This window comes from Bifidobacterium sp. WK012_4_13, assembly GCF_041080835.1.
Lineage (GTDB): Bacteria > Actinomycetota > Actinomycetes > Actinomycetales > Bifidobacteriaceae > Bombiscardovia > Bombiscardovia fermentum.
The window spans coordinates 1,087,207-1,112,660 of the sequence record NZ_CP129683.1; the positions used below are offsets into that span (position 1 = coordinate 1,087,207).

The 25,454-nt window shown below is 52.7% G+C and carries 24 protein-coding genes and 1 tRNA gene; 9 read left to right on the forward strand and 16 right to left on the reverse strand.

From position 1 onward, the window contains the following. From atpA to metA, 6 genes are all read right to left on the reverse strand, one after another. Positions 1-1,629, reverse strand: coding sequence for a F0F1 ATP synthase subunit alpha (atpA, locus tag QN062_RS04425; RefSeq protein WP_369342381.1), 1,629 nt, complete (start codon positions 1,627-1,629; stop codon positions 1-3). A 59-nt stretch (positions 1,630-1,688) separates the two neighbouring features. Next, entirely contained in the window at positions 1,689-2,516 is an 828-nt protein-coding gene (locus QN062_RS04430) for a F0F1 ATP synthase subunit delta (protein ID WP_369342382.1), read from the reverse strand. Between the two features lie 36 nt (positions 2,517-2,552). Continuing rightward, positions 2,553-3,089, reverse strand: a complete 537-nt coding sequence (locus QN062_RS04435; protein WP_394854684.1) for a F0F1 ATP synthase subunit B — start codon at positions 3,087-3,089, stop codon at positions 2,553-2,555. Positions 3,090-3,150: 61 nt separating this feature from the next. Further along, the gene (atpE, locus tag QN062_RS04440; protein WP_369342383.1) at positions 3,151-3,381 is read right to left on the reverse strand and encodes an ATP synthase F0 subunit C; all 231 of its coding nucleotides are present in this window, start codon (positions 3,379-3,381) and stop codon (positions 3,151-3,153) included. A 65-nt stretch (positions 3,382-3,446) separates the two neighbouring features. Next, positions 3,447-4,253, reverse strand: coding sequence for a F0F1 ATP synthase subunit A (gene atpB / locus QN062_RS04445; RefSeq protein WP_369342384.1), 807 nt, complete (start codon positions 4,251-4,253; stop codon positions 3,447-3,449). A 789-nt stretch (positions 4,254-5,042) separates the two neighbouring features. Then, positions 5,043-6,050 carry a homoserine O-succinyltransferase gene (metA, locus tag QN062_RS04450; protein WP_369342385.1) on the reverse strand — a complete coding sequence of 336 codons (1,008 nt, stop codon included), beginning with the start codon at positions 6,048-6,050 and terminating at the stop codon, positions 5,043-5,045. A gap of 182 nt (positions 6,051-6,232) precedes the next feature. Between metA and QN062_RS04455 the strand changes: the two genes are divergently transcribed. Beyond that, a tRNA-Met gene (locus tag QN062_RS04455) sits at positions 6,233-6,306 on the forward strand. A gap of 579 nt (positions 6,307-6,885) precedes the next feature. On the opposite strand, the gene QN062_RS04460 is transcribed toward QN062_RS04455, so the two are convergent. The 5 genes from QN062_RS04460 to QN062_RS04480 all read right to left on the reverse strand — a co-directional run bounded on the left by QN062_RS04460 (position 6,886) and on the right by QN062_RS04480 (position 12,704). Further along, positions 6,886-7,452, reverse strand: a complete 567-nt coding sequence (locus QN062_RS04460; protein WP_369342386.1) for a DUF624 domain-containing protein — start codon at positions 7,450-7,452, stop codon at positions 6,886-6,888. Between the two features lie 93 nt (positions 7,453-7,545). Then, positions 7,546-9,456: a glycogen debranching N-terminal domain-containing protein gene (locus QN062_RS04465; protein ID WP_369342387.1), complete on the reverse strand. Its 1,911-nt coding sequence runs from the start codon at positions 9,454-9,456 to the stop codon at positions 7,546-7,548. Between the two features lie 123 nt (positions 9,457-9,579). Beyond that, the gene (locus QN062_RS04470; protein WP_369342388.1) at positions 9,580-10,416 is read right to left on the reverse strand and encodes a carbohydrate ABC transporter permease; all 837 of its coding nucleotides are present in this window, start codon (positions 10,414-10,416) and stop codon (positions 9,580-9,582) included. After that, complete coding sequence (locus tag QN062_RS04475; RefSeq protein ID WP_369342389.1) at positions 10,413-11,267, reverse strand: carbohydrate ABC transporter permease; 855 nt, start codon at positions 11,265-11,267, stop codon at positions 10,413-10,415. Before QN062_RS04475 ends, QN062_RS04470 begins: the two co-directional genes overlap by 4 nt. Positions 11,268-11,354: 87 nt before the next feature. Next, entirely contained in the window at positions 11,355-12,704 is a 1,350-nt protein-coding gene (locus tag QN062_RS04480) for an ABC transporter substrate-binding protein (protein WP_369342390.1), read from the reverse strand. Between the two features lie 279 nt (positions 12,705-12,983). Between QN062_RS04480 and QN062_RS04485 the strand changes: the two genes are divergently transcribed. Further along, positions 12,984-14,033, forward strand: a complete 1,050-nt coding sequence (locus QN062_RS04485) for a LacI family DNA-binding transcriptional regulator (protein WP_369342391.1) — start codon at positions 12,984-12,986, stop codon at positions 14,031-14,033. Between the two features lie 47 nt (positions 14,034-14,080). Here QN062_RS04485 and QN062_RS04490 read toward each other — a convergent pair whose 3' ends face one another. After that, positions 14,081-14,263: a hypothetical protein gene (locus QN062_RS04490; protein ID WP_369342897.1), complete on the reverse strand. Its 183-nt coding sequence runs from the start codon at positions 14,261-14,263 to the stop codon at positions 14,081-14,083. Positions 14,264-15,435: 1,172 nt separating this feature from the next. Here QN062_RS04490 and QN062_RS04495 point away from each other — a divergent pair. From QN062_RS04495 to QN062_RS04520, 6 genes are all read left to right on the forward strand, one after another. Beyond that, positions 15,436-16,272: a transporter substrate-binding domain-containing protein gene (locus tag QN062_RS04495; protein ID WP_369342392.1), complete on the forward strand. Its 837-nt coding sequence runs from the start codon at positions 15,436-15,438 to the stop codon at positions 16,270-16,272. A 98-nt stretch (positions 16,273-16,370) separates the two neighbouring features. After that, positions 16,371-17,057 carry an amino acid ABC transporter permease gene (locus QN062_RS04500; RefSeq protein ID WP_369342393.1) on the forward strand — a complete coding sequence of 229 codons (687 nt, stop codon included), beginning with the start codon at positions 16,371-16,373 and terminating at the stop codon, positions 17,055-17,057. Then, entirely contained in the window at positions 17,054-17,788 is a 735-nt protein-coding gene (locus tag QN062_RS04505; RefSeq protein ID WP_369342394.1) for an amino acid ABC transporter permease, read from the forward strand. The genes QN062_RS04500 and QN062_RS04505 overlap by 4 nt, the downstream gene beginning before the upstream one ends. Positions 17,789-17,838: 50 nt before the next feature. Next, positions 17,839-18,357, forward strand: a complete 519-nt coding sequence (locus QN062_RS04510) for an L-2-amino-thiazoline-4-carboxylic acid hydrolase (RefSeq protein ID WP_369342395.1) — start codon at positions 17,839-17,841, stop codon at positions 18,355-18,357. Beyond that, a complete protein-coding gene (locus QN062_RS04515; RefSeq protein ID WP_369342396.1) occupies positions 18,354-19,127 on the forward strand; it encodes an amino acid ABC transporter ATP-binding protein in 774 nt (257 codons plus the stop codon). Before QN062_RS04510 ends, QN062_RS04515 begins: the two co-directional genes overlap by 4 nt. A gap of 51 nt (positions 19,128-19,178) precedes the next feature. Further along, positions 19,179-20,219, forward strand: a complete 1,041-nt coding sequence (locus QN062_RS04520) for an NAD/NADP octopine/nopaline dehydrogenase family protein (RefSeq protein ID WP_369342397.1) — start codon at positions 19,179-19,181, stop codon at positions 20,217-20,219. A 632-nt stretch (positions 20,220-20,851) separates the two neighbouring features. On the opposite strand, the gene QN062_RS04525 is transcribed toward QN062_RS04520, so the two are convergent. The 3 genes from QN062_RS04525 to QN062_RS04535 all read right to left on the reverse strand — a co-directional run bounded on the left by QN062_RS04525 (position 20,852) and on the right by QN062_RS04535 (position 22,921). Next, a complete protein-coding gene (locus QN062_RS04525) occupies positions 20,852-21,526 on the reverse strand; it encodes an ABC transporter ATP-binding protein (protein ID WP_369342398.1) in 675 nt (224 codons plus the stop codon). 3 nt (positions 21,527-21,529) lie between these two features. Then, entirely contained in the window at positions 21,530-22,621 is a 1,092-nt protein-coding gene (locus QN062_RS04530; RefSeq protein WP_369342399.1) for an ABC transporter permease, read from the reverse strand. A 159-nt stretch (positions 22,622-22,780) separates the two neighbouring features. Then, positions 22,781-22,921 (reverse strand): hypothetical protein, encoded by a 141-nt coding sequence (locus tag QN062_RS04535; RefSeq protein ID WP_369342400.1) that lies wholly within the window; start codon positions 22,919-22,921, stop codon positions 22,781-22,783. Between the two features lie 222 nt (positions 22,922-23,143). Here QN062_RS04535 and QN062_RS04540 point away from each other — a divergent pair, with 222 nt between their 5' ends. Then, positions 23,144-23,938 (forward strand): TetR/AcrR family transcriptional regulator, encoded by a 795-nt coding sequence (locus QN062_RS04540; protein ID WP_369342401.1) that lies wholly within the window; start codon positions 23,144-23,146, stop codon positions 23,936-23,938. 64 nt (positions 23,939-24,002) lie between these two features. Here QN062_RS04540 and QN062_RS04545 read toward each other — a convergent pair whose 3' ends face one another. After that, the gene (locus tag QN062_RS04545) at positions 24,003-25,307 is read right to left on the reverse strand and encodes an FAD-binding oxidoreductase (RefSeq protein WP_369342402.1); all 1,305 of its coding nucleotides are present in this window, start codon (positions 25,305-25,307) and stop codon (positions 24,003-24,005) included. Positions 25,308-25,454: the final 147 nt, after the last annotated feature.

Below are 25,454 nucleotides of genomic sequence, written 5' to 3' on the forward strand. Positions count from 1 at the left end.
TTACTTCGCCCCCGCAACGAGCTTTTCCTGCTCAACATTGGCTGGCTTCACACCGTCGTCCTTGTTTCCGTCAAGCGTCTTGCCGGCCTTCGTGACGAAGCTCCCACGGAAGTCCTCGACGGCCTTGTCCAAGGCCTTCTCGGTATCCCCGGTGAAGTCCTCGGTGTCGTGAATCGTCTTGAGAATCTCAGTGTTGTGAGCCAGATAATCCAACAGGCCGTGCTCGAATGGAAGCACGTCGGCGAGATCGAGGTCATCGAGCTTGCCGTGTGTTCCGATCCATACCGAAACAACCTCCTGCTCCATGGAATATGGAGAGAATTGCGGCTGCTTGAGCAGTTCGGTCAGGCGCGCACCACGTGTGAGCTGAGCCTTCGATGCCGCATCCAGATCCGACGCGAACATGGCGAAGGACTCGAGCGAACGGTACTGAGCCAACGAGATCTTCAGTGTTCCTGAGACCTTCTTCAGGGCCTTCGTCTGCGCCGCGCCACCGACACGGGAGACGGAAATGCCTACATCGACCGCAGGTCGCTGGTTGGCGTTGAACAGATCGGACTGCAGGAAGATCTGACCATCGGTGATGGAAATCACGTTGGTCGGAATGTATGCAGAGACGTCATTCGCCTTCGTCTCGATGATCGGAAGCCCTGTCATCGAGCCACCGCCAAGATTGTCCGAAAGCTTCGCGCAGCGTTCGAGCAGACGAGAGTGCAGATAGAACACATCGCCTGGATACGCCTCGCGCCCCGGCGGACGACGCAGCAGCAGCGAAATCGAACGATAGGCTTCGGCCTGCTTGCTCAGGTCGTCGAAGACGATCAGAACATGCTTGCCGCTATACATCCAGTGCTGGCCGATTGCTGAACCGGTATATGGTGCGATGTACTTGAAACCTGCGGAATCGGAGGCGGGCGACGCGACGATGGTCGTGTATTCCATGGCACCGGCATCTTCGAGTGAAGAGCGCACGGATGCGATGGTCGAACCCTTCTGTCCGATGGCGACGTAGATGCAGCGGACCTGCTTCTTCGGATCGCCGGTCTTCCAATTGGCCTTCTGATTGATGATCGTGTCGATGGCCAGAGCCGTCTTTCCGGTCTGACGATCGCCGATGATGAGCTGACGCTGACCACGGCCAACCGGAGTCATCGCGTCGATGGCCTTGATGCCTGTCGACAGCGGCTCATCGACCGGGTGACGATGCATTACATCCGGGGCCTGTGCCTCAAGAATTCGACGACCCTCGCTCTTGATCTCCCCAAGACCGTCTATCGGCTTGCCCAAGGGATCCACCGTACGACCGAGATATCCGTCTCCAACTGGGACGGAGAGCACATCTCCCGTGCGATGAACTTCCTGGCCCTCTTCGATACCTGCGAAATCACCGAGGATAACCACACCGATTTCGCGAGCGTCGAGGTTGAATGCCAGACCGAGCGTGCCGTTTTCAAAGGTCAGCAGCTCGTTGGCCATACAACCAGGCAGACCCTCCACGTGCGCAATGCCATCGCCAGCCGTCTTGACGTATCCGACTTCCTGAGCCGGATTGTCCGATGGCTTGTACGACTCGACGAAATCATCGAGCGCCTTGCGTATCGTGGCGGGATCAATGGTAAGTTCTGCCATGATCACTCCTTACATTATTTTCTGGTTGATAAGTATGTTCCGTGTCTGCGTCTACGTATCTAGGCGGGGACTGAGACCATCTGTTTCAGACGCTGCAATTGAGCGACGACCGTGCTGTCATGCACCTCTGCGCCATATTGGATTCGCATCCCACCAAGAACCCTTGGATCCACCACCGAATTGACATGGACGGGATGTCCGAGCTTCGAGGAATAAGCGGCAATTATCTTGCTGAATTGTTCCTTTCTCAGGGGTATCGCCGAAGTAACGGTGACGACGGACTCGCCCATATGATGGGAAATCTCATCGATGAGCCATTGCAGGGTCGAAAGGAAGCGACGATTGCGCAAATCACGCGTGGCGTGCTGGGCCAGCCGCACCGTCAATGGATTCAGACGCTGATTCGTCAACAGTTCATTGAGGAATGCAACGCGGCTGTCCGCTGACATGCGGGTGTCGGAAAGTCTTGCACGCACCGCAGCGATGTTGATGAATGCGGAATGTATCTTCGCAAGTTCAATCGCCACCGTCGACGTCACACCTTTCACGTCCGCGTAGTATAAGGTCGCATCGACCGCCAAATCCTCGACGGCGTTTGCGATATGGTCGACGCGACTCCATTTTCTTGACACGAGATCTTCAAGAATCTCACGAGTCAGTGCAGTGGCCTGATCCCCGATCAGGGTATCGGTCAATGCGATCTTGTCCTGAGCGGGACGTGAAGGATCGGTCAATGCACGTTCCACCGCCGCATTGTCGTCGAGCATATTGGCAAAGTCAAAGAGCTCTGTCGCGACCACGCCGGACTGAACGCCGGAATCGCGCAGCTTGGAAGCGAATTTCTGTCGGGCTACCTTGTCGGAAGCCAGTGAAGTTTCACCGCGCATGGCACATCCCCTTCCCGATGCCTGTCGTATTCAAGCTCAAGCCGCCTTGTCCTTGTCCTGGCCAAGCTCGTCGATCATGGAATCCAGCATCGAGGACTGAACCGAATCATCCTGAAGTCTGGTTCCCAGAATCTTGCCCGCGAGCGAAGTCGCCAATGCGCCGACCTCACCTTTGAGACTCACAAGAGCCTGCTGCTGCTGGGATTCAATGGAACGCTGGGCATTGGCAGTGATCTGCGAGGCTTCCGTCTCAGCGCGGCTGCGAGCATCGGCGATGATATGCGATGCCTCTGCACGAGCGTCATCGCGAATCTTCGAAGCGTCTATCCGAGCTGAACTCAGCTGGTCCTCGAACTTCTTCTTCGCCGCGTCCGCCTCTTCCTGAGCGATCTGTGCCTTGTTGATTCCGCCTTCGATCTTGCTTGCGCGTTCATCGAAGATCGTTTGGAATCTGGGCAAGAAGAACCTATAGAAGAACAAGGCTATGACCACGAGAATAATCAGTGACCAAACGATGTCATATATCTTAGGCAGAAAGAGCTGAATACCGCTTGTCTGAGCTAACGTCACCATGCCATCCTCCTTTCCTTAACTCTTGCAACTACTTGTTTCGAAGCTTCGAAATTCAAGGTAATCAGCTGAACAAGAAGCCGCAGACGATGCCGAGCAGTGCGAGGAACTCGATCAGACCGAAACCGATCCACATGATGGTCTGAATGCGACCGCCGAGTTCAGGCTGACGGGCGATGGCCTCGATTGCCTTTCCAAAAACGATACCCACGCCAATGCCAGGTCCAATGGCTGCCAGGCCGTAGCCAATAGCGCTCAGGTTGCCGGACACTTCTGCAAGTGTGATGAGATCCATTGTTGTTTCCTTTCTATGGGCTCTTTATGCCAAGCCGTGATTATTGGAAAAAATAAGTTGTTGCATCATGCTTCCTCGGGATAGCTCAGATTGATGTAGACCGTCGTGAGGGTTGCAAAAATGAATGCCTGAAGTGCGGCGACGAATGATTCGAAGAGTGTCATGACGAATGCCGCGATGAGCATGAATCCACCCATCGGAGTCATGAGCTTGTTCGTCACATCCACCAGGAAATACTGGGTCGCTGCCAGGCACAGTTCCAGGATGAAGTATCCGGCCAGCATGTTGGCGAAGAGTCGAACCATCAGGGACACCGGGCGAACTATCAGCACATCGAGGAGCTGCATGGGCAGGACGATGATGAGCACGGGAATCGGCACGCCCTGTGGTATCAGTTCGTGGTGAAGGTACTTCAGGAGACCCTGCTCGCGTGCCGCAGCGATCCAATACTGGAAGAAGGTCCACACGGCGAACACCAGAGGCATGGCAATCGTCGCCGTTGCAGCGATGTTTGCCCCTGGAATGACCTCGCACACATTGAACAGGAAAATGGTGAGGAACATCGTGGTGATCATCGGCACGTAGCGCCTTCCACGGCGTTCACCCATGACCTCGTATACGATCTTGTTCCGGATGAAGTCAAGCATCCACTCGACTGCACCCTGCCATCTGCCGGGAATCAGCTTCGATCGCAGCGCAGTGATGCCAAGCACAAGAAGAATGACCAGGGTCATCACGATACGGACCAGCATGATCCTATTGATTGCGAATGGCGTGCCCTGGAACAGTATCTCTGGAGGAAGGAAGTCATTAATCGTCGGAAAGTCTGGACCTGATGCCAAAACCATCTGTGCACTTACCAATCCCGCCATCAAGCGCCTCCTAAATCTCTCAAACAAGCATTCAATATAACACCATTTATTGATTCTGTTGTGACAATCATGTTTCTGAGAACAAGCCAAGGAATGCAGCCGTCCCATCCGACTGCAAGCTCTTCAGTCTTTTGATGGGATGCGGCATCCGGCTCCTTTTCAGGGGAACAGTAATCGGTCTACTTGCAAGCTTGGATAAACGATGGCACTGTGCATCGATTGCCGTCCATGAGTTTCTGATTCCTTGACGTGAGTGAGGGTCCTGATCACTGGCTGTCACCATCGTAGAATCACGCTAATCCTTGGAATCACAGTGGTGGAAGCGACCCTGCATCGATGGGCATTCCGGTGTGTGAAGGAACGGTGAATTTTATGAATATTTCGGTCATCTCAACGTCATTCCGTCGGCCGTGACACACTTCACCGGCCCATCTTCCTCCACCAAGGATCTGCCGCATCTTTCCACGCCGTGACGAATGCCTCAGTCTGATGCCCCATGCCGAGTCCAGAGGAGCAATGGTTGGCCTGTCACGGATCTGTCATTGGCCCGTCCCTGCATCCGGGCGACGAATTCCATGCACCCAGAGTCGCGTGAGGACGCACGGTCCACCAAGTCGGACATCGCCTGGGCGACATCATCCGGACATCCGAATCGCAACTCTCAGCTGCGCAGAGGATGAAATCCTTGACGCTGAGCTGCTCGGCAGGTCGATGACTGTGGCATGAATCGCCGTGAAACATTGCCACGAAGATCCTGCAGCATGTGCCGACAGCTATGTGTGCCTGCAGCTATGTGAATGGCAGATAGCCATCTTTTCTTGGGCTCTCCGGACTATGACGAATCGAGCGGTCGGTGCCCAGTCTCTTCTCTGCACGCAGCTGCGGAATCTCGCTCAGATCGTAAGGCGTTGTCTGATACACCCAGTTAAGCCAGTTGCGCCAGAGCAGGTTGGCGTGCGCGCGCCATGAAAAGAGGGGTTCCAGCGTGGGATCGTCATGAGGGAAGTAGTTATGTGGAAATGGCACATTGCTCATGCCCCGCCGCATGTCCCGTTCATATTCTTCCTTGAGGGTGTATTTGCCATATTCCCAGTGCCCGATTGCGAATACCTCCGAAAAATCCTTGGTCGCAAGCAGACCCGGACCTGAGTCAGGCCCCCAGGTAAGCACCTGAAGATCGGGGTGCTTGGCTATGTCGCCTTCGTCCATCGATGCCAGTCTCGAGTGCGGCTGCAACGCGATCTCATCGAATCCATTGGTGATGAAGCAGTACTCATCCTGCAAGAATTGCGGAAAGACTCCAAAGATTTTCTTGTCCAGCACATGCTTGCGAATGCCATATCTATAGCTCAGCGCACCCATGGCACCCCAGCAAAGATACATGGTTGAAAATACGTGCGAACTGGCCCAATCGAGGATGGTCTTGAATTCGTCCCAGTAATCGACATCCTCGAAAGGAAGGTGCTCGACCGGAGCGCCGGTTACGACGAGACCGTCATAGCAATTGTCTTCAAGCACATCGAGCGTTTCATAGAACTTCACGAGATGGTCATGGCTCGTGTGAGTCGCCTCGTGAGTCGAGGTCTTCATGAAGTCAACGTCCACCTGAAGCGGCGACTTTGAGATCAGGCGAAGAAGCTGGGTTTCCGTTTCGATCTTCTTGGGCATCAGATTCAGGACGACAAGACGTAGAGGACGGACGTTCTGTGCTTCCGCCTCTGGTTTTTCAAGCGCAAAGATGCGCTCTGAATCTAAGATCGCCCTTGCAGGAAGACCACTCGGAATATTAATCGGCATATCCCCTATTATTGCAACCCTTTTGCGATGTGGAAAGCGCTGAGAGCCGAAGTGGCGCGTCGCCCTTGAACGGCCGCTCCTCGACACCCTCATTTTCCTTATTGCCATGAAAGGACAACCCACCCATTTGACAAAAATCAATTAATGAATAAGATTGATAAACGCTGCTGTAAGGCAGCCGTCGCGGGGTGGAGCAGTTCGGTAGCTCGCTGGGCTCATAACCCAGAGGTCTCAGGTTCAAATCCTGACCCCGCTACTGATAAGCCCGGAATCTCAATGGTTCCGGGCTTTTGTTTTCTCTTTGATTCGAGCAGAGTAACCTAGAAGTCCACTATAGAATAAACCTCGGCTGCCACTGGCGCTATTTTGGGATACCAATTTCGTGGGTCATCTGCCAAAGTGCGCCCGACTGTTAGTTGGTGCGCGATCTGGACCTGGGGTGTTGGTGTGGAAATTCGTGGATTATTAGGCACGGAAGATGCTTCGGACTGTTTTCTGGTTGGTATGTCGTGTCAGTCGCCTGTTAGGGGAATGGCTCGTTGTGGACGATATGGCCCTGTTGTCACAGCAGTCAATTATCGGGCTCAGATACACTTTCCCGTTGCCAGTCGCGGGCCCGCACGCGCGTCCGGGCGAGCCAGCGATGCCTTCGCATGCGATCCATGCCGACGATACGTGGCAATCGCCACCCTCTTCCTCTCGGCCGCATAAATGACCTTCGTCTGATTCTCCAAAATAGACCAGAAGACGGTCCGAAGCATCTTCTGCCCATCAGCTCATTCCTCGTTCAAGGCGTGTATTCCTTGACCACCATCGAGCAGGCAATTGATTGCTGTCAGCGTGCCTGTGGACCAGATTCCGATAGGCCTCTCAAAACATGAACCGCTGGTTTGACTTGGAGGTATACGATCAGTCCCACACCGCATAATGCAAGAAGAAACAATCCACTGGTGAACCAGCGCAAGCTGAGATACACGACGAGGCAGAAGACGATCGGCATGGCAATGAGCATCAGTGTATATTGCAATTTGCCAAAGCCGACGATAAGGGCGTTCCACAGGGTTTTCGAGACCGTATTGTCATAGCACGACAGTAGCGGCCACACCCAAATGAAAGCCGTCAACCAGACAACGACGAAGACAATCTGAAATGGGATCAATGCAGAGATTCGAAGCAGTATGGAGAAAGGGAATACGAACGCTCCGATAAGTGCAAGCACAAGCCATGCGACAGTGGATTTTCGAAAGTTAGAGCGGAAGGCGGCAAGAAAATTCCTGGTCAGATGCCCTTGCTGCATGATGTCCTTGCGTGCCGCGTAGAAGCCTGCGGTCAGTGACGCTCCCAAGGTAACTAGGGGAATGCTGCAGACAACAATCAGAACATTGAGGATGACGATATTCACAAAATATGTCATTGCCTGCGAGAACAACGAGTCTTGTGAGAAGAGATTTTTCACTGTTGATTCCTGAACCTTCTATGCCTTCCACTTCTTCGGTCACGCTTGCAGAACCGAGCCTACCGCAATTGCAGTCGCTGCCGACCACCCCTGCGGATGGCATGACTCCGGATAAGGAATCGGGGTTCCTCTCTTCGGCTCGCCTGAATACAGTTCGGGAACTCTTCCGTGAAATGCCGTTGCAGCCGAAAGCAGCTGACGGGCGATGACCTTTGCCTCGTGCAAGTATCCCTCCTGGACCATTCCAAGCATGATAATTGCACTATCGTGAGGCCACACAGATCCGCAATGGTAGCTCAGAGGCCAATACCCCCCATTCCCGGCACTCAACGTTCGAACGCCATATCCAGAGAGAAGATCATCAGACATGATTCTGTCTACGATGAGCTTCACACCTTGCCCATCGACTATGCCAGTCCCCAACAGATGACCTATGTTACTCGTCAGCGAATCCACCTGGCGCTTGTCCTTATCCAACGCGACAGCCGGATAATCACCATTGGGGTCTGAAATCCAGAATTTCTCGTTGAATGCAGCCTTGAGATTGCCCGCCCAGTGTCTGATTGCCTCCGAACCCTGCAGACCGTACTCATCAAGCAGCTCCGCCCCGAGCGTTGCAGCCTGGTAGGCATATCCTTGAACCTCGCACAACGCCAAAGGTCCGGATGCCAGACGACCATCCTTCCATCGTATGGATTCCCGAGAGTCCTTCCATCCTTGGTTGTTCAGACCCTTTCCCGAATAATCGAAGTATTCGACGAATCCATCGCCATCCGCATCGCCGTAATCAGTGAGCCACCGCAACGCTCGTTTCAACGATCCAAGCAATGGACGTACGGCATCATCCGAAAGACCGCTTTCTTTTGCCTTTGCAAGCAGAATTATCCACAGCGAGGTGGAATCGATGCTTCCGTAATAGATGGGTGGCAACTGCACAGCATGGGACGGCTTTTCATTGTCGATCAACGAGGGCGTTCTGAGTTCGTGAAGAATCTTCCCTGGTTGACAGTTCGTGAGAACGTCAGTGCTCTCACCTTGATACTCTGCCAGAATCCTGAGTGTTCCACCCGCCAATTCTTGTGTCAGTGGCAGAAGGAATCTCGCCGCCCATAGACTGTCTCTACCGAATAAGGTGAAATACCACGGTGCTCCGGCAGCAATGAACGCATCGTCGGGATGCCCTTCAACACTCATTCGCAGACTTCGCAAATCATCGAGCGCAGTCTTCACCCAGCTTTGCAGAGGAGTGTCCGATTCCTCATGCTTTTGACATTCCCACTCGCAGGGCTTTTCAGCAGCTTCGACGATGGAGGGCACGTCCTCGAAGGTGAGCTTCCACGAAGCAACGTTGACAGACGACTGTTCACATGGCAGAGTCCAAGTAATCAAAACGGTATCATCACGAACCGAGATGATTCCACTCGGAGCATCTATTCTGAACCTCACCCCTGAGCATGTGATGGAACACTGTGAGTCATCCGTTCCTTGTATGGACTCGACGTTCGGCGAATGCCTCAACCTTGCAGAGCTGCCGCTACGAATGGTCTGCATCGTAGAAAGATCGATGCTCAGACTGACCGAGAATTCCACCATGCGGGGCTGCACATAACTGCTGGTTTGCACATACCGAACGCCTAACGATTGCGTACCGATCGTACGAGTCTCATCGATTCTGATGTTTGGCTCTTCCTGCGGCATCGCAACTGATGCGTCGAGATACACATGATGGGAATTGGTTGAACCATCAATCGAGTTTGCAATGGGTATCACGCGCCGACCGTCAAGCGAGCAGTCGGCCTGGGACAGAATTCGCATGTCCCCATAGAACAGGCCGCATGGCACAGTCCCATCAATCGTCCCGTCGTTGTTCATCCACAGTTGCAGCGGCGCAGAAAGGATAACGGATTTGTCATGAATCCAAGGTTCATGCTGCCTTTCAAGATTAGCCATCGATGTTTTCCACTCCAGACAAGAAACAGATAATATGCTTTCCCCTCATTCAAGGAGTCCGAGGTTCCTCGAATGAGGGGAAAGCCACTTGTAATTATTCATTGTAAGTTTGAGACCCAGCCATCAACCCTTGACAGCTCCCGCCGCAATGCCTTGAATGATGTATTTCTGGCATACGGCAAAGAAGATGACTATCGGGATGATCGCCAAGACCAGGCACGCCATCATGGCTCCCATATCGACCGTTCCATAGCCACCCCTGAGATACTGGATAGCAATGGAAATGGTCTTGAAGCGTTGCATGTCGAGCGTGAGATACGGCAAGAGATAGTCGTTCCATATCCACATCGTCTCCAGAATCGCAATCGATATGATCGAAGAACGCATCATGGGCACAACGATGGTGAAGAAGATGCGGAAAGTGTTGGCACCATCAATCATGGCAGCCTCTTCGATCTCATCAGGTATCGACTTGATGACTCCGGTGAAGATGAACACCGGAAGCCCAGCACCGAAACCAAGATACACGAGCCATAATCCCCATGGAGTGTTCAGCCCACTCAAGTCTGCAAGTCTGGAGAGTGGGAACATCACCATTTGGAATGGAACGATCATGTTGAGAAGGAACAGCAGATAGATCGCAACGGAGAACTTGTTGTTCACCCGGACAATCCACCATGCGCACATCGACGTGCACAGCAAGATGATGACCACTGCGCCAACGGTGATGATGAAGGTCCACAGGAAACTCATGAAGAAATCGGTTTTCTGAATGCCATCAACATAGTTTTCGAAACCGGCACTTGTTTTGGCATTTGGAATGCTGAAGGTACTCGTCGATATGAATGCCTTCTGCTTGAAGGAATTCACCAAAACTAGAACGATGGGGAATATCCATGCAATCGACAGAATCGAAAAGACGATCGTCCAGACCTTTGCATGAGAGATTTTGTTAATCATGCCTGAACTTCCTTCCTTGTCGTGATTCTGTTCTGAATGATTGCGATGACTGCAACGACAAGAAGGAAGATCACTGCCTTTGCCTGTCCGACCCCTTCGAATCCTGCGCGCCCATAGAATGTGTTGTAGATATTCAGGGCAAGCATTTCCGATGAATTCGACGGCTCACCGTTCGTGAGTGCAAGATTCTGATCGAACATCTTGAATCCATTGGTAACCGTAAGGAATGAGCAGACCGTTATGCTTGGCATCATCATAGGAATGGTGATCTTGTACAGGATCTGCTTCGAGGATGCACCATCGACCGCTGCCGCCTCGATCAGATCATTGGGAACATTCTGAAGGCCGGCTATGTAGATGACCATCATATAGCCAATCTGCTGCCAGCACACCAGTATGACCATGCCCCAGAAACCATACGTGGCGCTATATGTCAATGAGATGTTCCAGTGGGCCAGTACACCGTTGAGCAAGAGCTGCCAGATGTAGCCCAGGATGATTCCACCAATGAGATTCGGCATGAAGAATACCGAGCGGAAGATCTTCGCGCCCTTCATGGCCTTGGTGAACATATACGCCACGAAGAATGCGAGGATGTTCACCAATATCGTGGTGACGATGGTGAATAGTAGCGTAAACCAGAATGCGTGCAGAAATTCTGGATCCTGCAGCGCCCTTCGATAATTCTTCAGCCCAACCCACACGGCATCGGAAACCGTGGTGAAGCTGGTGAAGCTCAAATACATTCCCTGAATCAAGGGAGTGATGAAACCAAGCAGAAAAGATATTAATGTTGGCAATACAAACAGTGGCCACCACCGACGTATCGCCTTTCCTTTCATGGTAAGCATGATGTCCTTACTATAAATCTCAAAACAATGAACAAATTACAAGTGAAAGATGGAGGATGTCATGAGCAGACACCCTCCAGAGATGAATCAGTTATCGTAGGTCAACTTATATTCGCTGGCCCAGTTGTCGGTATATACTTTCTTGACTGAGCTCCAGCTTCCTTTTCCTTGTGCATAGCTCAGAAGAGCAGAACCGAGATCCTCTTCCCACTGATGTGACGGGTCAGGGATGAGTGTGACGGACTTCTTTCCGGCCTTCTCGTATTCACGATTCGCTGCAACCAGTGGGTTGCTGACCTGATATTCGGATGAATCGAATGTCTTGAATGGCGTTACCAGACCCATCGTCTGTGAGATTGTCTTGCGCGAATCCTTCGAGTTCACCAACCAAGCCAAGAACTTCTCAGTCGCCTTCTGATCTGCTGTGGATGCCTTGGAATTCACAACCCAATAGTTGCTGATCACCTGATTCAAGCCTTGGTCTTCCTCATTGGGAACGCCCATGTACATGGGGAGGACTCCAAGATCGCTGTCAGATACTGACTGATCCTTGATATCGTTGTAGCTCCATGTCCCATCCTGGAAGAAGACAGCCTGTCCGGTGGAGAATTCAGCAGCGGAATCATCCATGGTCTTTCCTGAGATCGCACTCGGTACAACCGTCGAATCCTTCAGATAAAGATCCCAAAGATTCTTCATATACTTCACATAGGTTCCCTTCAAAGACTTGGGAACCTTCGTGACGCTTTCATTCTTGCTCTTGACCTCAAAGTACACAGGATTCGTTGCCATGTGGTAGTTGTAGCGGAAGAGAGAGGACGTGTCCATGCCAGCGGACGAGAAGGCTCCCTTGACTCCGAGATCAGACTTGTGTGCCTGAATCTCATCGGCGACCTTCTTCAACGCCTTGAAATTGTTCAGATCGGAAATCGATTTGACGCTCGACCAAGAAGAATCAAAATATTTCTTCAACAGAGCCTTGTTATAGATGATTCCATAGCTTTCAACTGCATACGGAACGGCAATCGGTTTTCCAGAGTCATTCGTCAGGGAGCTGTCCTTGTATTCCGATGAAAGAGACTTGTAGAGCGTGGTGCCAGACAGGTCAGCGGCATAGCTGGTCCAGCTCTTCATGAAGCTTGGACCATCAGCCTGAAACATCGTTGGGGCCTTCTGCTTAGCCATTTCCGATCTCAACGTCGCATCGTAATCATTACCACCAGTCTGGATTTGGACGGGGATGCCCGTTTCCTTCTGAAATTGCTGACCCAGCTTTACCCAAGTGCTCTGTTCCTCCGCTTTCTTGTTGAGATAGTAGACCCTGCCTGTCCCACTATCCGCAGAAGAGCTGCCGCATGCTCCAAACATTGCGACGCTTAAAGCTGCAACTGAAATAATTCCAAGCACTCTTTTGCAGGTTCTTAAAGATCCAAGCATTTCAACCCCCTGATTGTTGACTATGGCTCAGCAACGTTGTTGTCGCCATCGATGTTCCGCAGCCTTTCATTGCCCTTTCAATGAAATCAGCAGCTACATTAGAAATGATAGCGCTTGCATTTTCTTTGTCAAATTATCGTGTCGTGCATGATTGGCCTGAAAAACATGTCTACGATAGTGAGGAACGGAGCGGACGGCATACGCATTACGTACTCGCTCAGACACGAAGAATGTTGAAAACAGCCTTTACTTTTGTGTTGTCCAATGGGAGAAGATGATATGACAACCCTGCATGATGTGGCACAACTCGCCAATGTCTCCGACTCGACGGCATCGCGTGCCCTACGCGGATTGGACATAGTCAGGCCTAAGACACGGGCGAAAATCAAAAGTGCAGCGGACAGCTTGCATTTCGAGCTTTCGCGCAGCGCTTCGGCTCTGGCCTCGGGCAGAACCATGAGAGTCATCATGCTGTTTGGTTCTCCACTGAACACATGGTTCAGCGCCGCATGCATGCAAGGCGCCTATGAGGTGCTCGCTGAAAGCGGCTACGACATCGTTCCCGTCATATTGAAGGATGCCACCAACGCCAATGAATTTTTCAATACCCTGCTGAAGAACAAGCACAACATCGACGGGATAATTCTGCCTTCGATTCGTCTTGATTCTCATTCGTCTGAGGATTTGAGTTCTCTGAAAATCCCGACTGTCGGCCTGGATGCATCCTTCTCTCCCGTTCTGAACGCTTCGGTCGCACTCGACAATAAATCCGCGATGAGATCCGCTGTTTATTATCTTCAAGAACTCGGTCACGAAAGAATTGGGTACGTTCAATATCCAAATCGGAACATCTTTTTCTCGAGCGCAGAAGAACGCGGGACCTTCTTCCTGCAGGCGGCAAAGGAATATGATTTCTCACAGGCAAGCGTCCATGTTTACCCCGCGAAAGATTACGAAGTCAACAGCTCTCTAGAGGAACCCCTCTCACAGCTTGCACGGCGCATCGCATCCTCAGATGCTGCCCCAACTGCCTTGTGCGTTGAAAATGATGAGGCTGCGATAATACTGATGAGGCAACTCAGGCTCCTCGGTGTGAAAATTCCAGAAGACATCTCAATCATTGGATTTGACGACAATGACAATGCAGAGTTAATGGGTCTCACGACTTTGAAACAAGATCCAGTTCACATGGCAAAAATTGCCGCTCAATTGTTGAAGGATCTGATGGCGGGAAACCCGATCGAACGCAAACAGACATGGATACAGACCTCGCTGGTCAAGAGGGAGAGCACAAGTTCACCACGAAGTGAACGCACCGCATCCGCGTGAATTGCACAGGGTTGTTTCCTATTGGGTTTCGTGACTGTGGGTTGCCGTCACAAGGTCTTGGTTGTTTGATTGAATTCGGTCTCGATTTCGACCGGGGTGCGGTAGCTGAGTTCCGAGTGCAGACGCTGGGTGCTCCACCAGGACACCCATTGCAGTGTTGCCAGTTCGATGACTCGGTCCGTGTATTGCACGCTCAGATAGTTCGACCCGTGGTCCGAGTGATGAATCAAACCGGACAAGCCCCCCAACGGCCTAGGTCGCGACGTAGGTAATGTCGACAACCCGGCTGAGACTCGAGAATGCCATTGCATCAAGTCCCTGGGCGTGGCCAAGGCCTGGTCTTTTCTGGTGGTGGGAGGGGTCCGCCGCACACCAGCCAGAGCCCGGGCCCACATCAACCTGCCGACCTGATTGCGACCGGCCTGCCAGTCTGCCCGGCGCATCACATGATGCATTTTCCGCACCCCATAGACCCCGTAGTTCGCTGCGTGCAACTGGTTGATTTCCTAGCACAGGATCTCATCGCGAATCGCACGAGCGGATTTGGGGTTGCTTGTGGCAGCGCGATATACACGCGCAGTGATGAACCCACAATCTGTCTGGGCAAGCACTCCGCAGATGGACTTGACTCCGAGACGATCGAGTTCCGCGGCAAAAAGCCGACGCGGCCCGCAGGATTCCGTTTGCCCGGCGTAGCTCAGCGCTGTCGTGTTTAGGGCGTTTGGCCTCGGCATGCTCTTCTCTGGTCATGCAAGGAGAGTCACTGGCATCGATCTCGGCACAACGCTGCCACTTGCCCAACGTCTCCGGACTCATGCCAAGCTTCGAAGCGACATGACGAATCGCCTTGAACTCAGTCTCATGGTTCTGCCTGGCATCACCAAGCATTCGGAAAGCCCTATGCCGAAACTCAGGCTGATACGCACGTGGCATAATCCCATACTCCTAAATAACGGGACAAAACCCAGTGCAATCCATCCTGGCCCCACTACCAATTAAGGCTAGGAACCGTAATGGTTTCTAGCCCTTGTGTTGTCCATCCATACCTTAGGCTGCGACTTCGGGAATCAGGGCATGGAAGACCATGCTCCCGCGCAACATCAGAGCCCACAGTAAGGACGTTGACTGCTCAAAATATTCAGATTCCGGTGCAGAAACCTAAATTGTCGATATAGCAGTACGCCCAATGCCTGATTGCCGTGTGTGACTTATATCGTTGCCCACTTTAGTATATTTCAGAATCACAAGAGTTCACGAACATCGGTATACGACCAACTTATGATGACACCCAAGAAAAACCTAATACTCTGAATTTCAGATTCCCAAACTCCTCAACTTAGGATGGAGAGGCTTCGCCAGGACCTATTCGGCAAGCACAATCAACGTTTGAAGAAGAGGAAATATGAAGAAAAGAATCGTTGCTGCAATAGCCTCCGTGCTTGTGATCGGATCGCTTTCAGCATGTGGGAGTGGATCGGCTCAGGGGAACACGAATTCAGGTGGCGTGAAGACGATAAAAATCGCATTGGAAAGCCAAGACCCTCCATATTCATATGCCGACAACAATGGCAAGCCAGCAGGATTCGATCTTGCAGTGTTGAAGGAACTCGACAAGAAGCTGCCACAGTACTCATTTGAATACAGTGTCCAGGATTATGAAACAGCACTGGTCGGTGTCAAGCAGGGGAAATATGACGCGTTGATCGGAGCATTCTTCAAGACCAAGGCACGCGCTGAACAGTACTTGCTTTCCACACCATACAACTATTACTTCATGAATCTGATCGTTCCCGAAGGCAGCCCCATCAACAGTCTCAAGGACATGAACGGCAAGACCCTCGATCCGATCGTTCCCACAGACGGACGGTACCTTGCGATACATGACTGGCTCAAGCGAAACCCAAAGGTGAAAATAACGGTACCCGAAGTGTCCAATCAATCCACGTTCCAAGATATGTTCAACTCCGTTCACGATGGGACCTATGACGCAGTGTATCTTTCGAAGGCGCAGTATGAAGGAGTTGCCAGCACTCTCGGCTACAAGATGAAGGTCACTGGCATCGTCGATGGCGCAGGCACGGTCGTTCTCTATAACAAGGAGCAGAAGGACCTGCAAGGCGCAATCGACAAACAGATTGACTCACTGATCTCTGATGGCACGCTCCCCAAGCTTACCCAGAAGTGGTTCAAGCAAGACAATTTCGCTCTTGCAAAGAAACTTGATGTCTTCCAAAGCTGACTGTGCCGAACCCATGGCCCATATTTGGGGGTTCGCTCAGACAACGGCCATGGGTTTGGACACATCGTTGCATCAATCATCAACCGCAAAGAATTGATATGCCAACAGATTTATTGCAATCGGTGCTTCCTGGGTTACTCCGGCAAGTCCCGACGACCCTTCTATATTGGTTCGCGCCATCGGCAATCGCGCTGCTGCTTGGCACGCTCCTGTGCATCGTGCGTGTCGGGAAGCACAGAGCCCTGTATTGGGCATGCACCGTCTTCATATCCTTCTTCAGAGGCACACCAGGAATAGTCCAGATCTACATTATCTTCTTCGGACTGCCAAAACTGCTCTGGATCGTTCATGTCGACATCGATGGCTGGCCAGCAGGTGCATATTTCATAATCGCCACATCGCTCAACCTTTCCTGCTTCGTTTGCGAAGTTCTGAAAGGCGGCTACCTCGGTGTAGACCACGGACAGATCGAAGCAGGGAAGAGCATCGGCTTCGGTAGATTCCAAAACTTCTTCCGCGTCATCGCCCCACAGACCCTTCAGGTTTCCATACTCAACCTCAAGAATCTCGAAATTGACGTCCTCAAGGACACCTCGGTGGCATATACGATCGGTGCGATGGAAATACTTGGTTACGCGAATCGAGTGATCTCCAACCAATTTGGGGTAGGGCAGCTTTGGATTCTAGGTTTAGCCGCAATCATCTATTTCATATTGTGCGCGCTGCTTGAACTGGGATTCACGGCAGCTTCGCATCATATGGAGCGTCATGGAAGGAGATCATGATGGATCTGGATTATGACTTTATGATTTCAGACCTGCCAACCGTCGTTGCAGGTCTGCCAAAGACGCTCATGCTTACTTTCTGGTCCATGCTGTTCGCAATGGCCATGGCAGTTGTGTTTGGCGGGCTCATCCTGTCACGGATAGCTATTCTCAGACAATCGGTGATCATCATCAACACCTTCATCAAAGGCGTTCCACTCACCGTGCAGCTGCTGTTCTGTTATTATGCCGTTCCATATATCGCAAAAAGCTTCAACGGATTCCTTGGCTATCAGTACGACCCTCGGCACATCCCATATTTCGCCGCCGCCGTCTTCGCCTTGGCAGCGAATTTCGGAGCATACATCACCGACGTCGTTGTCTCGTCAATGCACGCAGTAGACCGTGGGCAGTACGAGGCGGCAGATGCCATCGGAATGACCAAATTCCAAGGCATAACGCACCTTATCATTCCTCAGGCTGCGGTGATCTCGATCCCAAGCATGACGAACTATTTCATTTGGCTGCTCAAGGGCACCGCGCTCGCGTCGATCGTAAACGTGGTCGAGATGCTCACGACCGCTAAGATCAGCGCAGCCGATGGGTATCAATATCTTGAAGCATATATCGATGCCGCGGTAATCTATTGGGCCGTCTGCGCAGGCATCGAATTCGCGATGGGACGTTTTGAGCATCGCATCGGGTTCTTCATGCGTCAATCAGAAAGAACGATCACGCCCATCTCTTCCTGAGCAGGCGCAATCCATACAAATCCGCTCAAATTCTCACGAAAGAAGGAAACATGCCATTCGAAAACAATGTTCCACATTTGAGGAACGCCACCGTCGATGCAACCCGAGAAATATCCGAGCGCCGTGCGGCAACCATCAGCAGAATGGTTGACGAGGCTGCAAAACATGGTCTTGACGATCAGTTCGCATACGATGCCGTATACGACTACGGCCAGGACAACGCCAAGGAATTCCGTAAAACGATGAGAAAGCCTGACTCCTTCAAGGAATTCCAAGAAAGCTTCGGCACTGACCACAACAGGGATATCTATGAAATGGAGACCGTCGTCAAGAATGATGACGAACTCGAAATCGATTTCCATTATTGCCCATATGTGACGCAGTGGGTTCGCCAAGGCAAGACCGACGCTCAGATTGCACGGCTGTGCGAAATCGCCATGGCCGGCGACCACGCATTCGCAGCGGAATTCCCAGGACTGACATTCAAGCTTGAAGGCACGATAGCGGACGGCATGCCACGCTGCGTGCTTCGCTTCAACAGAAGAAGGAGCGAGGCATCAGAGCAATGAGCACACAGAGATCCTCTACGAATGACATCGTTATCACCCTGCAAGATATTCATAAGACCTTTGGGAAGAACGAAATCCTTAAAGGAATCAGTCTGGAGGTGCATCAGGGAGAGGTATTGGCCATACTTGGATCGTCGGGCTCAGGGAAAACCACCTTGCTCCGATGCATCAATGCGTTGGAAATACCGGCGAGTGGGATTGTGAGCATCGATGGGAAGAAGATTGACTATTCCCAGAAGCATTCGAGACAGGATGTGCTGCATCTTCGGAGAAAAACCGCGATGGTGTTCCAAAACTATAACCTCTTCCGGAACAAGACAGCGCTTCAGAATGTGATGGAGGGGTTGCGCGTCGTACAGAAGAAGTCACACGACGAAGCTCGGCAGGAGGCAAGGAAGGCATTGGCCGATGTCGGTCTATCGGAATTCGAGGATCGTTACCCAGTCCAGCTGTCGGGCGGGCAACAGCAACGCGTTTCCATCGCACGTGCTCTTGCCCTCAATCCTTCGGTGATACTGTTCGATGAACCCACCTCAGCCCTTGATCCGGAGCTGGTGAGCGATGTTAACGAAGTGATCACTGCAGTCGCAAAGACTGGTGTGACGATGATCATTGTCACGCACGAAATTGGCTTCGCGCGCAGAGTTGCATCGCAAGTCGTGTTCGTCGACCAAGGCAGAATATTGGAGAAGGGAACCCCGGAAGAAGTCATCGATCATCCGAAAGAACCTCGGGTTCAAGCCTTCATCGGCAAGTTGTCCTTCAAATGAGAGCGGACTCATGTTCAATTCTTCGGACAATCCGACAGGGAGCGGATCAACATGGCATATAGGCGCATCGGAATTATCGGGGCGGGAAACACTGGCCTGGCACTTGCCGCCCATCTTGTGTCCAAGGGATTTACGCCGTTAGTGATGACCAGACATGCTCGCATCGTAAACATGCTGGAAGAAGGATTGAAGGTACAAGGTGCAATTCAGGGTGTCCTACCCATCCACGCAACCACCGATATGCATAAGCTCGTCAGTTCATGCGACCTGCTCATCGTCTCGACATGGGCTAATGCACACAGCGAAATATTGAGACAGATCGCACGATACTCAGATGAGAGCTCTTGCAGAAGCATCATGGTATTGAACGGGAATTGGGGAGCATATCAGGTCACCAACTTTGCCGATCGTCTTGGAATTCATCTTGGAATCGCGGAAAGTGCTGGCATGCCCTATGTGAGCAGACGCAACCTTTCAGAGAAAGATATCAATCTGTCAATATCCGGGATCAAGGACTCGATAACAGTTTCCCAGGAAAGCACTGCCGACAGCGAGCTTGAATCACTGCTGGCTCTTCTCTTCCATGATATCCAGTATGAGGATTCTTTCTTTGCGACCTCCCTTTCTGCGCCCAATCCTGTAATTCATGCTCCATTGTGTCTGCTCAACCTTGCGCGAATCCAAGAGCGAGAGCACTTCCACATACTCGTGGACGGCTTCAGCCCGGAAGCGGAGGATATCATACAAGGTCTTGATGCCGAACGCGCAGCAATCGCCAGATGCCTGCATGTGGGTTACACGCCGATTCTGGAACAACTCAACGGATTTTGGAACGTGCATCACTCTTCGCTACAAGATTTTTTCCTCAAGCAGGCTTTGTATGCCAATCTTGAGGGACCACGCTCAATCCGTCATCGATTCATTCAGGAGGATGTGCCATTCGGGATTGTCCCTCTCGTTGACTTAGGCAGGACGGTCGGATCAAGCACTCCCATCAGCAAAGCCCTTTCGGAACTCTACCGCCCGTATCTACAACCTTATGACCGCATCGAATTCAGTGCCGATTCGCTTGCTGCCATGTCCAAACGATGAAGAGGAACCATGGGTTGTCTCCTCCATGGAAAGCTGCGTTGGACCGTTCAAACTTGCCAAGAATCAGCACTAGCAACGGATCCATGGAGCGCAATCCCCCACTTACCAGCCTATTGCACTCGGTGAATGCATTGGCGATCATTGACCTTCCTTTTCCAGACAGTCTGGGTTTCGAGCGGAAAGACGGCAAGGTCTTCACAGCAGAGCTACGGGGAATCAACGTCGCATGCCCTTGCCGACAGAACTGTGCTGGTCTGAGCCCAGTCCAAGCGCACGGTACACGTCACACACAGCCAGCCAAAGAAAGCAAGCATGGGAACAGGCAATGAGGCTTGGAAAAAGCTTAGGAAATGTCGCCGCAGAAAGGACCCGGCAAGGATAGGCAACGGTTGCAAATAAATCAGCGCCTCGCTTTCACTTGGCCGAGACCCGAACTGTCGTTGACCCGAGTCCCGCGGCACGCACAAGACTGATCAGTGAAGCTTGTCGATGTCATGCTCTCGGTTTACTCCGTCCAGCCTGTCCTGCCGATCCTCATGCGCGCGGGACATATCGTCTGAAGAGCCATTTACCAAGCGCTGGGATAATCGATGAGCTCGCGAACCGATGACGCATGCAACCTGAGCCGTCGATCACTGCATGGACAGCCTTCCATCTTCCATCCGATAGACCACATCACTGGCTTCGGTCATGCGCACATCGTGGGTCACCATCACGGTGGCCTTGTTATAGGTGCGAGTTTGCTCTGCAAGCATCCTGACCACGTCATAGGCATGGTCCGTATCCAGGCTGGCAGTCGGTTCATCCGCAAGGATCAGGCTCGGGTCGCCATACAGCGCTCGTGCGATCGCAGCGCGTTGGCGCTCTCCGCCCGAAAGATCTCTGGGATGCTTGTCGGCAAGGTTACGTATGTCCAAGGATTCCAGCACTTCGCGAATCTTCTGCCTGCGCGTTGCCCGCTTGGCAACCTTGTCAACCAAGGCGAGCTGCTGGTAGACGGTGAGATATGGGATGAGATTCGACCGCTGCAGAACGAAGCCGATTTGCGTAAACCGCATGGCGGTCAACTGACCGTTCCTGAGATTGCCGAGTTCGATACCGTTGATGCTCACCTCCCCTGACGTCGGGCGCTGCAAGCCTGCGGATATTGTCAGCAGGCTGCTTTTGCCTGAGCCGGAAGGCCCCACGATACTCACGAATTGCCCTCGGGAAACCGTCAGACTGGCATCGTCAATCGCCGTCAGAGCCGTATGCCCATGTCCGAAGGTCTTCGTGACATGTTCCATGACCAGAATCTCGTCAACCATGTTCTACTCCTCACCCATCGCAGTTATCGGGTCGACCTTCGAAACTGTTCTCACCGAGAACAGGCCTCCGACCACCGTCACCAGCACCAACGCGGCTCCAACCACAGTCCATTGCCCCACATCGGCGCTGAACGGCATCGCCGAAGGCAGCGCAAGGCTCGATAGCCAGGCCAGCGCGAAGGCCAGCACAACCGAAGCCAGTCCCAGAATGGCCGCCTGCGCCACGATGGATCGCGCTATGAAGCGGGTAGGTATCCCTTGGGCTTTCATCACGCCGAACACTGCCGTCTTCTGCAGAGTGATGACATACATGAACATGCCTACGATTGCCGCAGTGATGACGATGAGCAGCCCTATCATGCCCTTGAACGTGAGCTGCTCTGCAGAGACCCCGGGAATGTTGTCGATGAAGGTGGCCATGTCAAGCCTCTGAAGCTTCGTCTTGCCGGTGGGATTGCTCAGGGAGCGAATCGTTCCTCTTACCGCGATGGCATTGATTGGCTTGTCCGATTCGGACGCGAAGGGCTGACCACCGTATTTGAGCTCAGTCCAGGTGTCAAGCGAGGTATAGATTACCGGCACGATGCTGTATGTGGTGGCTGGAACGATGCCCGTCACCGTCAGGGTGTGAGCGAGATTGCTGACTGTGATGCGATCGCCTATGGCAAAACCATCGTCGGCAAGATTCTGCGAAATGGTGACCTGATACTTCTTGGAATAGTTGCTGCCCCGAATCACGGAAGGGGTGGTGAAGGATCCCGCAGCCGATCCGAAGACAGACACATTCTGCTTGTCGTTCGACGCATTCGCCCGACTCGCAGAGCCCTGATACAGACCGATCGCAGACTTGCTGCCCGCTGATACGCGCTGAAGATCGCCCTGCGTCATCTGCGAGGCGCCAAAGACTTCGTTCGCATCCTGCGTGAGCACCACGCTATCGGCATGCCAGTCCCGTATCGCCTTGGTATGCCCTGTCTGCAGGCCTGAGGCCAGGCCAGACAGCATAAAGACCATATAGGCGACGAGAAGTATGATTCCCCCAACCAAGGCATAGCGCCATTTGGAAAACCGAATCTCCTGCATTGCAAGGAACATTCCTAAGCCCTCTCTTTGAAAATGTGAATCATGGTTGTAAAACAAGGTTGTGAATCATGGTCGTGAATCACAGTGAATTCCTGAACCATCTGAACCATGCGAATCGAGCGAAGAGACCAGCCGGATCCGCATGCTCCCGTCATACGGCCTACCTCATTGCTACAGCACGCTTTTCAATCCATCGTCGAGCACCTTTGGCTTCGGTCCGAGCCTGTGCAGCACCACGAGGTTGTTCACCGCAAAGCAGGTGGCGACGACGCCCATGATGTAGAACCTCGTACCGCTCGAACTCAAAGACATCACGAAGCCACTCAGGGAGTAGCTCACCGGCAAAGTCGGATAGCAACCAAACAGTTTTCAGAGATGATGCGATGGCACCTTCCATTCCTTAGTTCATGCAAGAATTGAGTGATTAACTATTACTATACTAGTATAGTTCACAGCGAGCGCAAGTTTGTCTTCGCTCTATTTCTCGCTCAGGTGTCATCAAGTATCATGGAACACAGCAATGAAGGGGCGGCGATGAACGACAGCGGGCGGCACAGCGCGGCAAGTGTCACCAACCGAGACTCGACCATGCATCTTCGCAGGAACACGACTCGCGACACAATCTATGCCACCGCATTCAAGCTTTTCGCAGCCCAAGGCTATGGCAAAACGACGATGTCCAGCATTGCGCAGGCATGCAACACGACCAAGACCCTGGTCCAGTACCATGCCCCGAGGAAGGAGATGTTCATCGACGTCCTCGTGACATCACTTTTCGAACTCATCGAATCCGCCTTCGCCCATACCGAACTCTCACGAAGCATCGACTCACTGGAAAGGCTCTACATCACAGGGTTCCTGCATTTCAACCTGCTCACCCGGAATCAGCGCATGGAGCGGGTCACCAAGGACATCGTCGCCAGCCGTAGGCTTACCGAAAGCATGATCGACGCCGAAATCTCCTTGGTCACGCAGACGTCGACGCATGCCCGGCATCAGGTGCGTTCCGGAGCAATAAACGAGGCGTTCACGATGTGGTCATCGTTCGTGGACGATCACGATGTTCTTCAGCCACGAATCGAGCAGGCCGTAGTCGCCGGGCAGGGCGGGGCCTATGAACTCATGCATCACGAATATATGCATCATCGATCGCCTGACCCAGGTTCCCTGACCGACCTGTCCTATGGCATCTTCACGGGTCTTTCCGGTGAAAGTCACAGCGAATCGATGCACGCTCTTCCCACTCTCCATGAGCTGAGATCATCGAAGGCGCTTCGCGCGATCATCGACGAGACGCAACGCTCCCTCACCTCGCTACTGAGCGACTAAGAAACTGAGCGACTGAGAAACTGAGTCATGAAAGACTCACCGAGCATCACGCGTCACGTCCGGCTCAGACGGCAAAGCCGACTGCGTCGCTGAACACGTTTTCAGGATCCGTCTCGGATTTGATCGCTGCAAGTCGAGCGCGAGTGCGCTGAGGGTAGCATCGTTTCGATGCCGTATCGTCGGCCAATCCAATCCAATTGACATATGCACCCATTTCAAGACGCTGAATGCCTTGCCAATGCGCGATCTGCCGTTGAGCTGAGTCAGTGTCCGAAAGCAGCTGGGTGCCGACCACCATCACGGCAGCCTCTCTACCCGCATACGCAGTGGCCTGCGCGTCGATGTCACGGACCGCTCCCCCAAGTGCACGTATGGCCATCATCAACTGTCCGGTTTCAAAGGCATCGCAAACGGCACTCTGTTCCCTCTCGCCAAAGGCGGGCAGCAGGGAATTCTGCTGTGCTGCCCGAGGTGCAGGGAAGGGATCGTCCGTGACCAGAATCGATGCGTATGGACGGTAGCCGATATCCGAATCCATGACCGTACCCATCGCCTTGAAAGCATCGATGCTGGATTTCGCTTCATTTTCGGTCCCGACAAAGCACAGTTGCAGCATGGCCATCGCAGGGCTCTCCTGCATGGCAGGCATCAACGCAAGCACACTTGTCAGACGTCTATCGGCATCTGCCTGGGATTCGTTCCACGCGCGGACCAGTGAGCGTGCATCCTCGAGCCTGTCAAGCGCATACATGATGGTTCCAAACACGACATTGCTGACAGGATGCGCCTCGAACTCAAGATGGGTCAGGATTGCGAAATTGCCGCCGCCACCTCTCACGGCCCAGAACAAATCGGGGTTCTCGTCCTCAGAAAGTCTGAGAACCGTTCCCTCATAGGTCACCGCTTCAGCGGCTACGAGGCTGTCGATGGCAAGACCGTATTTGCGCACCATCCAGCCAATGCCTCCACCGAGCGTAAGTCCGGCAACACCGACATCAGCCGTATCGCCTGCAGTGAGCGCAAGCCCAGCAGGTTCCAGAACGCTTGCGACGTGTCCCCAGGTCGCTCCACCGCCGATGAGCACGTGTCGTGTCGCATCGTTGGTTTCTACACTGTCAAGTTGCCTCATGTCGATGAGCATGCCATCACGCGCCTGACTCAATCCTGCGAGACTATGCCCGCCGCTTCGCACGGTTATTGCAAGGTGCTGCTCCCGTGCGTACCTGATTGCACTTGCAACATCCTGCGTGCTCCGAGGTCGAACCACGAGTCGAGGACTTCCCACACCAGTGACGGTGGTAACCGAGTCTTCGTAATCCCCATCTCCTGGATGCAGAGCGGAACCAATGCAAGAATCTTGAGATGCCATAACAGTTTCCCCTTCTTTGAGATATTCTCTCTATTCTGATGTGTCCACGCTACTGCACATTCGCTGGAATCCATGGATTTCATGCGCTTCACGGCGACACAAGCCCGAGCCACGAAAACAATGGGCTGGCGGAACAGCTGTCAGAGC